Annotated in this window: 13 protein-coding genes and 1 pseudogene; 6 read left to right on the plus strand and 8 right to left on the minus strand. The window is 38.8% G+C overall.

What is annotated here, in order from left to right; translation table 11 throughout:
• Positions 1 to 349 precede the first annotated feature (349 nt).
• The 3 genes from ACGHEH_RS07235 to ACGHEH_RS07245 all read left to right on the plus strand — a co-directional run bounded on the left by ACGHEH_RS07235 (position 350) and on the right by ACGHEH_RS07245 (position 4,323).
• A complete protein-coding gene (locus ACGHEH_RS07235; protein ID WP_390443402.1) occupies positions 350 to 2,497 on the plus strand; it encodes a prolyl oligopeptidase family protein in 2,148 nt (715 codons plus the stop codon).
• A gap of 200 nt (positions 2,498 to 2,697) precedes the next feature.
• Entirely contained in the window at positions 2,698 to 3,507 is an 810-nt protein-coding gene (locus ACGHEH_RS07240; protein WP_390443404.1) for an alpha/beta hydrolase, read from the plus strand.
• A 9-nt stretch (positions 3,508 to 3,516) separates the two neighbouring features.
• Complete coding sequence (locus tag ACGHEH_RS07245) at positions 3,517 to 4,323, plus strand: alpha/beta hydrolase family protein (protein ID WP_390443406.1); 807 nt, start codon at positions 3,517 to 3,519, stop codon at positions 4,321 to 4,323.
• 56 nt (positions 4,324 to 4,379) lie between these two features.
• Here ACGHEH_RS07245 and ACGHEH_RS07250 read toward each other — a convergent pair whose 3' ends face one another.
• The 4 genes and pseudogenes from ACGHEH_RS07250 to nhaR all read right to left on the minus strand — a co-directional run bounded on the left by ACGHEH_RS07250 (position 4,380) and on the right by nhaR (position 7,702).
• Entirely contained in the window at positions 4,380 to 4,748 is a 369-nt protein-coding gene (locus ACGHEH_RS07250; protein ID WP_390443408.1) for a response regulator, read from the minus strand.
• 124 nt (positions 4,749 to 4,872) lie between these two features.
• Positions 4,873 to 5,337, minus strand: a complete 465-nt coding sequence (locus ACGHEH_RS07255) for a GNAT family N-acetyltransferase (RefSeq protein ID WP_390443411.1) — start codon at positions 5,335 to 5,337, stop codon at positions 4,873 to 4,875.
• A 462-nt stretch (positions 5,338 to 5,799) separates the two neighbouring features.
• Positions 5,800 to 6,654 (minus strand): annotated as a pseudogene (locus ACGHEH_RS07260) (class I SAM-dependent methyltransferase); the annotation flags it as partial.
• Positions 6,655 to 6,808: 154 nt separating this feature from the next.
• On the minus strand, positions 6,809 to 7,702 hold the full coding sequence (gene nhaR / locus ACGHEH_RS07265) for a transcriptional activator NhaR (RefSeq protein ID WP_390443414.1): 894 nt from the start codon (positions 7,700 to 7,702) through the stop codon (positions 6,809 to 6,811).
• 123 nt (positions 7,703 to 7,825) lie between these two features.
• Here nhaR and ACGHEH_RS07270 point away from each other — a divergent pair, with 123 nt between their 5' ends.
• The 3 genes from ACGHEH_RS07270 to ACGHEH_RS07280 all read left to right on the plus strand — a co-directional run bounded on the left by ACGHEH_RS07270 (position 7,826) and on the right by ACGHEH_RS07280 (position 9,553).
• A complete protein-coding gene (locus ACGHEH_RS07270) occupies positions 7,826 to 8,128 on the plus strand; it encodes a hypothetical protein (protein ID WP_390443416.1) in 303 nt (100 codons plus the stop codon).
• 138 nt (positions 8,129 to 8,266) lie between these two features.
• Positions 8,267 to 8,680: an alternative ribosome rescue aminoacyl-tRNA hydrolase ArfB gene (arfB, locus tag ACGHEH_RS07275; protein ID WP_390443419.1), complete on the plus strand. Its 414-nt coding sequence runs from the start codon at positions 8,267 to 8,269 to the stop codon at positions 8,678 to 8,680.
• A 333-nt stretch (positions 8,681 to 9,013) separates the two neighbouring features.
• Entirely contained in the window at positions 9,014 to 9,553 is a 540-nt protein-coding gene (locus ACGHEH_RS07280) for a hypothetical protein (RefSeq protein WP_390443422.1), read from the plus strand.
• Between the two features lie 92 nt (positions 9,554 to 9,645).
• On the opposite strand, the gene ACGHEH_RS07285 is transcribed toward ACGHEH_RS07280, so the two are convergent.
• From ACGHEH_RS07285 to ACGHEH_RS07300, 4 genes are read right to left on the minus strand one after another with little or no spacing between them, the layout of a single operon-like run.
• A complete protein-coding gene (locus ACGHEH_RS07285) occupies positions 9,646 to 10,866 on the minus strand; it encodes an ATP-binding protein (RefSeq protein WP_390443423.1) in 1,221 nt (406 codons plus the stop codon).
• A 6-nt stretch (positions 10,867 to 10,872) separates the two neighbouring features.
• Positions 10,873 to 11,562, minus strand: a complete 690-nt coding sequence (locus ACGHEH_RS07290) for a response regulator (RefSeq protein ID WP_390443425.1) — start codon at positions 11,560 to 11,562, stop codon at positions 10,873 to 10,875.
• Positions 11,562 to 11,972 (minus strand): DUF3019 domain-containing protein, encoded by a 411-nt coding sequence (locus ACGHEH_RS07295; RefSeq protein WP_390443428.1) that lies wholly within the window; start codon positions 11,970 to 11,972, stop codon positions 11,562 to 11,564. The genes ACGHEH_RS07290 and ACGHEH_RS07295 overlap by 1 nt, the downstream gene beginning before the upstream one ends.
• Complete coding sequence (locus ACGHEH_RS07300) at positions 11,962 to 12,909, minus strand: MipA/OmpV family protein (RefSeq protein WP_390443431.1); 948 nt, start codon at positions 12,907 to 12,909, stop codon at positions 11,962 to 11,964. Before ACGHEH_RS07300 ends, ACGHEH_RS07295 begins: the two co-directional genes overlap by 11 nt.
• Between the last annotated feature and the right edge of the window lie 152 nt (positions 12,910 to 13,061).

Genomic DNA, 13,061 nt, shown 5'->3' on the forward strand with positions numbered 1-13,061 from the left:
GCTCTGTATATTCGTAAACCAATGTTAATAGAAAAATAAACCATTGATTTGTATGTGGTAATTTTATCTCATCTTGCTTCTCAGTATTTATTCCTAGTGATAATATCACTCAAATCTAGCCTTCTAGCGCTCTTTAGAGTGATTACTAAGCTGGCGAAAATGAAGATTTCGATTTTTCAAATCTTTGCATAATTCATCATGTTATTAAAAGACATGTGCTTAGAGAGGTTAAAACACTGGTTTTGTTTCAATAACAACCTAGCCAAAACCCTTGCTTATCGCTCAGATGAATACTTGCATCCAAAGATAAAATATCGAGATGAATTATTAAACAAATAAGGGATAAACTATGCTAAAGCAAGCACTAGCACTGTCTGTGGCAATCGCACTGACAGGCTGTAATAGCTCAAACGAACAAGTTGATTCAAACGTGGCAGCTCAAAATAAAACACAGGTTTCTTACCCTGATACACGTAAAGATAACGTAGTAGATACTTATTTCGGCCAACAAGTTGCTGATCCATACCGTTGGTTAGAAGATGATATGAGTACAGAAACGGCAGAGTGGGTAAAAGCGCAAAATAACACAACGTTTGATTACCTAGCTAATATCCCTTACCGCGACCAAATCAAAGAAACCTTAACCGAGTTAATGGATTTCGAAAAAATCGGCACACCATTTAAAAAAGGCAAATATACTTATTTCTACAAAAATGATGGCCTACAAAATCAATATGTACTTTATCGCCAACTTGAAGATGGCGAGCCAGAAGTATTTTTAGATCCAAATACGTTTAGTGAAGATGGTACAACCTCTTTAGCAGGCATTAGCTTTACAGAGGACGGATCACTGGTTGCTTACCAAATTTCTGAAGGTGGTAGTGACTGGCGTAAAGTCATTGTATTAGACACTGAAACCAAAAAACAAATTGGTGAAACTTTAGTTGATGTGAAGTTCAGTGGTATTTCTTGGTACGGTAATGAGGGTTTTTATTACTCAAGCTATGACAAACCAAAAGGCAGTGAGTTATCAGCAAAAACTGATCAGCACAAAGTATATTACCACCAACTAAATACACCTCAGTCTGCAGATACAGTGATTTATGGCGCAAAAGCAAGCGAAAAACATCGTTATGTTGGCGCGAGCGTTACCAAAGATAAACGTTATCTTATTATTTCTGCCAGCATTTCAACTTCAGGCAACAAGTTATTCATCAAAGACTTAACTAAGCCAAACAGTAAGCTAGTTACTATCCTTGATCACACCAATTCAGACACATATGTGATGGATAGCGAAGGCAGTAAACTAACCTTAGTTACTAACCTTAACGCACCGAATAAGCGCATTGTTACTGTTGATGCGAGCAATCCTACACCTACTAACTGGCAAGATCTTATCCCAGAAACTGAAAATGTGCTAAGCCCGAGCATGGGTGGTGGCTATATCTTTGCAAGATACATGGTTGATGCCGTATCTAAAGTAAAGCAGTTTGATAAAAAAGGTAATTTAGTTCGTACCGTTGAGCTACCTGGTGTAGGCACAGCTTATGGTTTTGGTGCTGAGAAAGATGACGAAGTTTTATATTATGCTTTCAGTAACTACAAAACACCAACAACGTCTTATAAGTTAGATATCAAATCAGGTAAGTCTGAAGTTTATCAAAAGCCTGAGATTAACTTTAACCCTGACAACTATGAGTCAAAACAAGTATTCTACACCTCAAAAGACGGCACTAAAGTGCCTATGATTATCACCTACAAGAAAGGTTTAGAACTTGATGGTTCAAACCCAACGATCCTGTATGGTTACGGTGGTTTTAACGTCAGCCTTACGCCTTCATTCAGCTCTTCTCGAGCTGCATGGCTGAAAATGGGTGGTGTTTACGCGGTAGCAAATATTCGTGGTGGTGGTGAATATGGTAAAAACTGGCACAAAGCAGGTACGCAGCTTCAGAAGCAAAATGTATTTGATGACTTTATTGCCGCAGCTGAATACCTAATCGATAAAGATTATACGTCAAGTAAGAAGCTTGCTCTAAATGGTGGTTCAAATGGTGGCCTATTAGTCGGTGCTGTAATGACACAACGTCCAGAGCTATTTAAAGTTGCACTGCCAGCTGTTGGTGTACTTGATATGTTGAGATATCACACTTTCACAGCAGGTGCAGGTTGGGCATACGACTACGGCACAGCAGATCAAAGTAAAGAAATGTTCAAGTACCTTAAAAACTACTCGCCAGTGCATAATGTAAAGGCGGGTGTGCAGTACCCTGCGACACTTGTAACGACAGGCGATCATGATGACCGTGTTGTACCTGCTCACTCTTATAAGTTTGTAGCAGAACTGCAAGACAAGCAAACGGGTTCAAATCCAACGCTTATTCGTATTGAAACGAATGCTGGCCATGGTGCAGGTACACCGACGAGCAAGATCATCGACCAATACGCCGATATCTTTGGATTCACATTACATAATATGGGTGTGACTAAGCTTTAACACAGCTAATTACCTTTTATCCTTTTCAAAACCCGGTATGTCTCAATACCGGGTTTTTTATTTATAAGACCTTAAAAGTTATTGTAAGAACTTTAATAATCATAAAAACTTACAACTGTTTGCTCGAAGAATATACATACTCCTTGTAATATTTGCTTCTGAAATACGTTCACTGAATCATGCGTGTAAGGAGCACCGCTGTGAAACCAATCTTTACCTCCCTGATTGTTACTTCATTGATAACATCACTTAGCACTCTCGCAAAACAAACATGTACAGATATTGAAAATGAAGTTTGGTCCAATAACCAATGCACAAAATTCGAAACTTATAAAAGTACCCAATTAACGTCTTCCCCTGCATTGGCCATTGTACTGCATGGTGACGCACATAATTATCAGCCAGCCGAGCAGTATCGAATTGCACAAAAACTCGCATCTCAACAGAAAAATGTTATTGCTGTTGGCATGTTAAGACCTGGTTATACCGATGATTGGGGAAGAACATCTGATGGACGTCTTGGAGACACTGTTGGTGACAATTATGATGATGAAACCATTAAACAGATTGCTTTAGCAATCCAAGCTTTAAAACAGCAGCATAATGCTAGCAAAGTTGTGGTGCTTGGCCATTATGGCGGTGCAACAATACTAGGAAGACTCTTAGGCATATATCCAAACTTAGTAGACAGTGCAGTACTGGCATCCTGTAATTGCAATATAAATGATTGGCGAGCAACGCTTTATGAAAGGCTGAAGTTAGATGTCTTAAAAGATGATTTAGACACTAAAACCCCCATGGAGTTGGCTAAACAAGTTTCAGATAAAACCACAATTTCTTTAATTGTTGGTAAAGATGATGAGCGCACAGGTCCTCGTTATTCTCGAGAATACTATGATTCTCTTAAAAAAAATGGCAAGCAGGTATCCCTGCAACTTATTGATGGCAACCATTACATTTTCAATAACGAGATTGTTCTAGACACTGTTAGTAACGCTTTAAAGTTATAAGGAATAATCATGAAATATATCTTTTTTATCACAAGTATATTATTTAGCCTGTTACCTACACAAGAAGCGCTCGCAAAATCAGCATGTAGTAACATTGAACGTGAAGTTTTGGTTGCTGAGCTGTGTACCAAGATTGAAACTTATAAGAGTCAAAAAAATTCAGATAACCCAACTCTAGCCATTGTTCTACATGGCGACAGTGCATTTATCCGACCTTTTGTTCAGAACCGTGTTGCGCAAAAAATTGCTGAGAATAACGACAATGTGATTGCAGTCGGCATGCTACGACCTGGCTACAAAGATGATTTTGGAAGAAAGTCAGATGGAGAAATGGGTTTAACGGTAGGTGATAATTATGATGATGAGCGAGTAAAGCAGATCACTGACGCGATTAAGTCCTTAAAACATATTCATAAAGCTGGAAAACTAGTCCTAATTGGGCATTCCGGTGGCGCAGCAATTACAACCCGAATAATCGGGCTTTATCCAAACTTAATTGATCATGCGGTAGCCATTTCATGTCCTTGTAATATTAATGCCTGGCGAAAAGACATGCTGCTTCGTAACGAATATGAGCCTTTTAGGGGAGACTTGCCAATCTCTTCTCCAATTGAACTCGCAACAAACGTTTCGGATAAAACCAGGATCAGCTTAATGGTTGCAGAAAAGGATGATGTAACTAAACCGTATTTGACCAAACAGTATTACTGGGAATTAAAGAAGCAAGGAAAACATGTAGAAATGAAGATTATCAAAGGCGGCCATAATATTTTTCAAACGAATGCTGCAATGGAGCTAATCAGTAAAGCCTTATGAAATTAGTGCAAAAAACACAGGGTATCTCTTTTAAAAGTGATACCTCTTTATATTTTTTAAACCGTTTCTCTTAGCCTTGAAAGTTGTTTTTCAAGTGTCTGTAAGTTGAAAGGCTTCAAAATAAAACCGCTAACTTTTTCTAATAAAGCTTGCTGTACTTTTTTCTTGTCGTTTTCACAAGTCACCATGATCACAGGCGTGTCTTTTAATTTTTGATCATTGCGGATCGATTTAAGTAATTGCTGACCATCCATTTTGGGCATATTAAGATCGGTGATCACAAGATCGTAAGAGGCATTTTTTAGCATCCCTAACGCCTGAAAACCATCGATAGCTTCATCTAAATGTTCAAAACCGACATGCCTTAACATATTCATCATTACATGTCGCATCGCGGCCATGTCATCAACAACGAGCACTTTCATCGTCAAAAGTCTCCTTACTTAAAATCAAACAACCAAAAATAAATATAGAACACGAGGAAGGAAATTACTGCAAAAAGTGCGTTCAAGCCATTACAGTTGCTTACAGACTACTGCGTTGTGCGACTTAAGCCTTACTTAGCGGGAGCTCCATAAATACACTCAGCGGATTATCTCGATAAAGACCAAAACGCTCACATCGCTTAAAACCTAAACTTTCGTATAAGCTGATTGCTTCAGCCTGTTTACTACCTGTTTCAAGGCGCATAAGAGGGATTTGCGCTTCTCCAGCATAATGAAGCAGGGTTTGCATTATACGCTTAGATAACCCCTTACCTCGATAAGCGGGTTTTACGTATAAACGTTTCAATTCACCATAAAGCGTTTTATCAAACTGTTTCACAATCGCACCACAAGCAACAATGCCATCTTCATTTAATAAACCGATAGCACGCACATTGGGTTGGCGTAATTCAGAAAGCGCAAGAGACTGATCACTGGCAATAGGATAGAGTGTATTCATCAGCCGATCGATCTCCGCAAATAACTCAATCACATTGGGATCTTCTGGGTTTAAATCGACTAATTGCATGTTATGTCAAATCCTATTTGATATCTTAAAGCAGCCATAAACTATACCTGCTTGATTAAAATGAACAAGTTAATTTAACCGATATAAACAACTATTTAACTTAAAAGTTAATGCAGATCAGAAAGCACGACGCTTAAGCCATTTAACTGCATCGTAAAAACGACGCTGCAGTTAGTAAAAATTTGATCTATACATAAAATAAGTTCGTTAAAGTTAGTAAAATTTCGGTTTATAGCTGAGGTTTGACCCTCGATTGTTTAAATAAATTCAATTTAATTCTAAAAAATAATGTGAATTTTCTTTTCTCAGAAAAAATTGAGAGTCAGTACCTATAAATCACCTTGAATAACTTCAAATAAGGCTGAAAAATCGACCCACTTAATATCCATAACCTGAGTTAGAATAATCGTGATCTAATCCTCAAATTTGAAGTGTAAAGGGGCTTTACACTTACATTAAAATTTACTTTGAGTTGCCATCTAAAATAAATAATAAGCTTTTTAAACTGGCTTCTGGGTCGCTATCAATGAACTCAGACTGGTTTTCTAAACGGTGCTGATAACGCATTGAAGGTGCATGCTCTGCCATTTCGTCAATTAGAAATTGAGAAGTCAGATCAGGGTCGTTCACGCAAGCAAGTACTTGTCCGTTTTCGCTGAGTAACTCATGTAAACGGCGTAAAATCTTTTTATAATCTTTGGTCAGTGCAAAACTGCCTTTTTGGAAACTAGGTGGGTCAATGATAATTAAATCGTAAGGTCCGAACTTTTTGACTTTCCCCCAAGATTTAAATAAGTCATAACCTAAAAATCAGACTTTCCTCAAGTCATGTTCATTTAATTGATGGTTTACCCAGCCTTTTGACAATGCCGCTTTGGCCATATCAAGATTCACAACACTTTGAGCATCACCAGCAATGGCTGCAACTGAAAAACCGCAGGTATAGGCAAAAAAGTTTAAAACACGCTTATTTTTACTGTTTTCTAATACCCACTTACGACCATAGCGCATGTCTAAAAATAAGCCGTTATTTAGCTTTTGACCCAAATCGAGCTGAAACTTCAATCCGTTTTCAATGACATTTTGCTGATCTGTTAATTCACCAAAAGCCACTTCTATCGGTGAATTCATTTTAAATCGATACTGCAACAATACACTTTTGACTTGCGCCTGCCATGTATCCATCTGCAACCATGCAGTAATATGCTGTTTTAACACGGACAGAAAATCTTCATCGACTTCTTTGAAAATTGAAATCAAGATTTGTCCATCAAGCCAGTCAATTGTTAATTGCTCAAGCCCTTCAAAAGCTTTGCCTCGGCCGTGAACGGCAACGGAGAAAGATTTGCAAGATGAGAATCAAGGAATGAGATTGCTGAGGGCTGCATAACGGGCTCAAAAAAGTAAATAGGGGCGTATTGTACTCACAAAAGCACGAAGCCCCTAACTTCTTTAACCAAAGCTTATTTGATCAGTAACTTTGTGCGTTTTTCACAAACTCTGAATAAATAGAATCTTTAATGAGTCTATCAGGTGTAAATGCATAATAATGCTGATAAACATTTTCAATTGCCCCCAAATAAGTCACATCGAGCGCTTTTTCGATTTCCTGCTTAATTGACAATGGCGCAGGGAAAATACCAAATCCTTGTTCGCCTAATGCTTTCATTAATGCACTGTCATCAACGTGACCCGCTACAGATACCTCTAACTCTAGGTCTTCTAACCAAAACTTAATCGCGCTTGTCACCGGACTGGTTTTAGCTGGTAAAATGACAGGTAGCTCACTTAGTAAGTTAGGGAATTGCGTTTGTACACTGCTTTGTAAGCTGGCTTTACCAAAAAAGCCCAGTTGGCTCTTGCCTATCTCATGGCAAAAAGCCTTAAACGGCAGGCTGCTATCTAATGGCTTATCGGCTAATACCAAATCAAGCTTGTGCGTGGCCATTTGCGCCAGTAGCTCAGCTTGTTGGCCATCAATACAATGTAAATTCGAAATACGTTCGTTTTCAATCAAAGGCGCTAACCATTTAGATACCAAAGATTTAGGTAAGGAATCTGAGATACCTACCCTTAGCGTTTTAGAAACATTGCTCATATCACCCTGAGTCGTCTCCAGCCACTCTTCGGCAATGGCAAACATATCATCGGCATACTGTTTAGTGACTTGACCAAACTCAGTAAGTCGTAAACCTCGCCCTTCACGTAAAAATAATGGTTTACCAAGTCGATGTTCAAGACTGGTAATTTGCGCACTGACTGTTTGTGGTGTCAGATGTAATACTTTACTGGCTGCCGCGATGCTGCCATGGCGGCTTACTTGCCAAAAGTAATAGAGGTGGTTGTAATTTATGTTGGTAATCATTCGATTTCACCGAACCCTAAGTAAGATTTAATCAGCTTTTTTCTTTTCGATTACATTAGTAGATTAATTCCGTCGCTGCAATATATCGCGATAAAACTTTATAAACTGATTGGAATTTACACGATGAAACTGATTTTGACGCTACAAGACAAATTACAAAATGCTGCGACAAAAATGCAAATTTCACGACTGGTGAATAGCAAGCTGTCTAAGTACAGTGAAAACATCCGTAAAATTACTATCAATGTAAAAGACATACATCAAGATCAAGCCACCAGCATGAAGCAATGCAACATTGAATTATTATTGCCAGGCTTGCCAAGTATGCAGATCAGAGCCAAGGGTAAAGACTTATTACAAGCAACAAAACGCGCTCTTCAGTATTCACAACAACAATTAGCGCATAAATACCAACTAGGCCACTAATTCCCAAGCACTTGCCATGGCAAGGATGCCGTGATTTTTCTGAAACAATTGCTTGGACATGGCATATCTTTAAAACTGCAAACATCTACAGCCAACATGTTAAACTCTCATTATTAAGTAAAAACCACGAGACGTGACATGCTAGTTTTATCCAACAATGTTGAAATTCCAGCTTGGCAATTTGAATTCAGCGCAATCCGCGCCCAAGGCGCAGGCGGTCAAAACGTCAATAAAGTATCAACCGCCATTCATTTAAAGTTCGACATTAAACGTTCATCGTTGCCACAATTTTATAAAGAAAGACTACTTGCGCTAAAAGACTCTAGGATCACAAAAGAGGGTGTCATCGTCATCAAAGCACAGTCTCACCGAAGCCAAGAAATGAACAAAGAGGAGTCATTGGAGCGCTTAAAAGCCCTTATTTTAGATGCGATTAAAGTTCAAAAAACACGAAAAGATACAAAACCTACTCGCAGCTCACAACGTAAACGCGTCGATAGCAAAGTCAAAAAAGGCCAAACTAAACAATTGAGAAAACGTGTTGATTACTAATACCCCCCCCAATAAAACTTAATCATTTTTAGGGACTAAAGTTGCCGCTAACGGCGTTAAAAATTTCTTATATACAACTGCATGGATGCAGAAGGCAGAGCAATGCAGGAGCAATCACCGAGGACAACTAAATAGCAAATTTTTTGCCTTATTAGCAAAAAACTTTCATACCCTCAAAATAGCCCACTTAATTAAGTGGATTGGTTTAAAACACCCCTAGCCCCCATTTTAGATATTATTTATTGCAGATAACGGGTAAATTGTTTAATAATAACACGTTCAAAAGTCTGTACTTTTGAACTTTAAGGTAAGCCAAAACGACTAGGACGAAATATGAAAACTCAACTCGCGTTATTATTCACCGCTATTACGGCACTATCAGGCTGTTCAACAACGACTGTTGAACGCACAGTTAAAGACGGCGTTAACGGTGCAATAAAAGGTATCCTTGGCTCTACAAGCCCATCATCTCCTGTAACAAACACACCAAATCAATCTGGTAATTACTCAGTAAAGCGTGAAAATATTTCCATTATCACAGCTGAAAAAACGTCGCGAGATTATGGGCAAACAACCATAACTAAAGCCGAGCGTAATCCAAATGATAAAACGAGCCTTCAAATAGGGCGTTCTTTTCACCCTCGTATCGGTAATGTCGCATTCGAAGCTTACTTATATGAGTACTCACCTGAAGGCTGGTTAATCAAAACAAGAACTAAATTTGATACAACCTTTAATGAGAATATCACACTGCCAGCTGGTAAGTATTACATCAAAGCGCAAACCCGAGGTGTTGACAGAAAATCCTATGCAACAGGTACAATTACTATTGACCCGTTCGTCACTAATTACATCACCTTAGAGTTTGAATAATTTGTAAAAACAATAAAGGCCTTATTTAAGGCCTTTATTGTTTTTGAAACAGTTTTTCATTTTAAACTTAAATTTTTCTATCCTAATAAAACTCATTTTGGCAGTGTGATCACGAAACTCGCGCCGCCAAGTTTACTTTTTGCCACCACACATTGCCCTTTGTGCCAACTCACTATTTTTTTCACTATGGCCAAACCAAGCCCATAACCACCAAGGTGCTTGTTGCGGCTCTTTTCTAATCGAACAAAAGGCATAAACACGCTCTCGTACTGGTCTTCTGCTATCCCTTCACCATCATCTTCAACCACAATAATAACCTGCTGTTCAACCTCTCTCAGAGATACATCAATTTGGCTAGCACCATATTTATCAGCATTTTGTAGCAAATTTTGTAATACACGGGCAAGGTAATGCGCATTGGCATTGACTAGTACACCTGATGAAATAGACGTGGTAATTTCTTTACTACTGAGCCCTTGCAGCTTATCAAGTTGCGCCAGGAATAACTCTGATAGATTAAACCATTCACAACTTATCTGCTCTCCAGCGATTTCTAAACGTGCGTAACTGAGCATCTCGTCTATTAATGACTCCATTTCCTGTACGTCTTGTTGCATGCCTGAGATTTGCTCAGGCTGCGCGCTTTGTAACATAGCAAGAGCAAATTTTAGTCTAGCAAGTGGAGTACGCAACTCATGAGAAACAGCATTAACGAGCTGCTTTTGATCAGTCATCAAATTAGCCACTTTATGCGCCATAATATGAAATTGCTCGGTGAGATCTGAAATCGCAGAAAAACGTGACGCTTTACGTTCTACGTTTAAGTTGCCTTGTGCTAATTGTTCAGTGACCCGTTTAAACTGCATCAAATCTAGCCATAGCGGTCGTAACCAAACAATCAACAATAACCCTAACACTAAAAAAGAAATGAATTTGAACAGGTATAGTTTATTTGAGGCTGGTTCTGAAGGTAAAAATGGTCCAAGTTGAACTAAGGTATAATTATCAATAAGCAAAAAACTCAATAATGCCTGACCCTGTGCATTATAGGTTGTCAGCACTTCACCATTTAATAATTGAGTACGCTGCTCGTCTAACCATGCAATGCTATCAATATCTAGCCCTTGATAACTCATCTGAAGCTGTTCAGGCGCAGTAATGTGTGCTTGCATCACATGCGCTATTTGTTTGGCATGACGAAGCTCATCTGGAGCGTGTGTTACCCAATTTTGCCAAACATAGTCACTGGCTTGATTAATAACAACAATACTGGTGAACACTACTAAATAAAGACTAATTAGAAGGCGAACCACGCTTGTTTAACCCCAAGCCGACTTGGAGCATAAATAACCTTTTCCCCATACTGTGATAAGTCTAAATGGTTGCTCTAAGTTATCTCCCAACTTCTTGCGAAGACGTGAAATACGTACATCGACACTACGATCAAGTCCATCATATTCTCTGCCTACAACATGTTTATAGATAAACTCTCTGCTTTGAGTTTCACCCGCGTTGCTTGCTAGAGTCCACAATAAATCGAACTCATAACTAGTAAGCTCAATCTCTTTGCTATCAAGGTACACTCGACGATCGGCTTTATCTATTTGTAATGCACCTAGGGTTAGAGAATCTTGGTTTACAGACTTATTCTGACAACGACGGAGTAGGGCATTCAAACGCGCCAATAACACAAAAGGCTCAACTGGCTTAATGACATAATCGTCCGCCCCAATCTCGAGCCCTTTTACTTGATCAAAATCGCTGTCTTTGGCACTTAAAAATAATACGGGTCCAGAATACTCGTCTTTGATAGCACGGCAAATACTAAACCCATCTTGATTCGGTAGCATAATATCTAAAATAACAATATCGGGTTGCATAGCAATAATCTGCTTCGCAGCGTCAGACCCATCATGGATCATCTCGACATAAAAACCATTTGCTTTTAAAAATTGTGCAGTCAAAGTGGCTAAACGAACATCGTCTTCAACTAAAATAACTTTAGACATTAAAATAAACTCCAATCAGACTTTAACTTTCGGCGGTACTTTCGACTACTCAATGCATGGACCTTAATAGTTTGTTCTACCAATGTACGCTGTTTAGAGTCACGCAAACTAAATACCATCGTTTTATCGAGTGTCACATCAAACATTTCAGAAGCTTGATTTTGCCTAGCCCAACACTTCAGTTGCTGCTTATTTTGAAACAAACACACACTCTGTGGCATTGGTGACTGCCAAGTTACGTTTGCTTTCATTTGGCATACTTCTCCTAAACTTTTTACGACGCAGGTGATAGGTTTAATAGCAAGAGAAGGCACATGCTGATTACCATGTTCAAAAGCGTTTTGGGCATTTGCATGAGAGGAGAATAAACAACTCGCAACCAATATGAATAATGGGCGACTAAAACTCATAAAGTCCCCCGATAAATATATAATCTTGATGCTTATCATTCACCAATGGGCTATCAGTTATCGCACTCGATAGGAAAGTACGCTTAGCACTGAACTTAAACTGCCACCGCTTATTAACTCGATAGTTAAATACGGTCCCGAGAAAAGGCGATACACCTTGCTTACCCTGATAATAGTACGTTTGCTCTACATTATCTTTACTATTTATCCCATAGTAATAGTCAATAAGTTCAGCACTTTGCCAGTCAAACCCAGCTGAGAGCTGCAGTTTCGCTGGCCAATCAAAAACAGGAAGTTGGTATTTATAGCTGGCTTTAATATGTTGGCCTTTATAAACGCCACTGAAATCATGTGACCACTGAGCGGTTACTTTATGTTGTTTACCTATATACCAATGCGTAAGTATACCGGCATCTATAGCCCAATCACGCTTGGCAATATCATCTAAAGTGGGAAGCCGTTTTGGTTCAACAGGTTTATCGGTATCAGGGAAAAGGTCTTTAGAACCGTTCGAATCTGGAGAAGTTGGTACTTCAGAATTACTACCCCCACTAAATGCGCCATCAACGCCAATAAGATTACCGGCATGCAGCCGATTAAAATGTTTTTGCTCACCATTAAGTTCTAGAATAGCACTAATATCAAAGTGCTCAGCTTCTTTAAATGTATAACCAAGTGTAGTGCTTTCTAGAAAGAAGCGTTCATTGTAGTAACTGACGTAAGGCACAACAATGAGAGGAATATTTTCGCCACCTTGCAAAGGGTTTGTTAGTATGCCCCCCCCAACAGCTAACGACACCTGCCATTGACCAATTTCAATACACTCCTCATTGGCTTCTGAGCAAGTTGATGACTCAGCAGCTAAACCTAATCTTGACGTCGTTAACGCAGCCAACAACAATAAATACTTTAAAGAAGCTTTCAAAATCAAACCCATTAATTTCCCTGATGCTAATTTACCACTCCTAAGTTATTTTTCTATGCTCGGTAACATTAAATAACAATTCGTTTGGCTAAAATAACAGATATTCTAGACAGGCTGATTAAGATTAAAAAACACACAAAGACTTTTAACTTAATCACTTTCAA

Origin of the sequence: Pseudoalteromonas sp. MTN2-4, from assembly GCF_042848605.1 — a bacterium.
Taxonomy (GTDB): domain Bacteria; phylum Pseudomonadota; class Gammaproteobacteria; order Enterobacterales; family Alteromonadaceae; genus Pseudoalteromonas.

Coding starts and splice junctions, on each gene's coding strand:
- ACGHEH_RS07290 (WP_390443425.1), bottom strand. CDS start 11,562: ATGTCTAAAGTTATTTTAGTTGAAGACGATGTTCGTTTAGCCACTTTG.
- ACGHEH_RS07280 (WP_390443422.1), top strand. CDS start 9,014: ATGAAAACTCAACTCGCGTTATTATTCACCGCTATTACGGCACTATCA.
- ACGHEH_RS07250 (WP_390443408.1), bottom strand. CDS start 4,748: ATGAAAGTGCTCGTTGTTGATGACATGGCCGCGATGCGACATGTAATG.
- ACGHEH_RS07300 (WP_390443431.1), bottom strand. CDS start 12,909: ATGGGTTTGATTTTGAAAGCTTCTTTAAAGTATTTATTGTTGTTGGCT.
- nhaR (WP_390443414.1), bottom strand. CDS start 7,702: ATGATTACCAACATAAATTACAACCACCTCTATTACTTTTGGCAAGTA.
- ACGHEH_RS07235 (WP_390443402.1), top strand. CDS start 350: ATGCTAAAGCAAGCACTAGCACTGTCTGTGGCAATCGCACTGACAGGC.
- ACGHEH_RS07255 (WP_390443411.1), bottom strand. CDS start 5,337: ATGCAATTAGTCGATTTAAACCCAGAAGATCCCAATGTGATTGAGTTA.
- ACGHEH_RS07245 (WP_390443406.1), top strand. CDS start 3,517: ATGAAATATATCTTTTTTATCACAAGTATATTATTTAGCCTGTTACCT.
- arfB (WP_390443419.1), top strand. CDS start 8,267: ATGCTAGTTTTATCCAACAATGTTGAAATTCCAGCTTGGCAATTTGAA.
- ACGHEH_RS07270 (WP_390443416.1), top strand. CDS start 7,826: ATGAAACTGATTTTGACGCTACAAGACAAATTACAAAATGCTGCGACA.
- ACGHEH_RS07295 (WP_390443428.1), bottom strand. CDS start 11,972: ATGAGTTTTAGTCGCCCATTATTCATATTGGTTGCGAGTTGTTTATTC.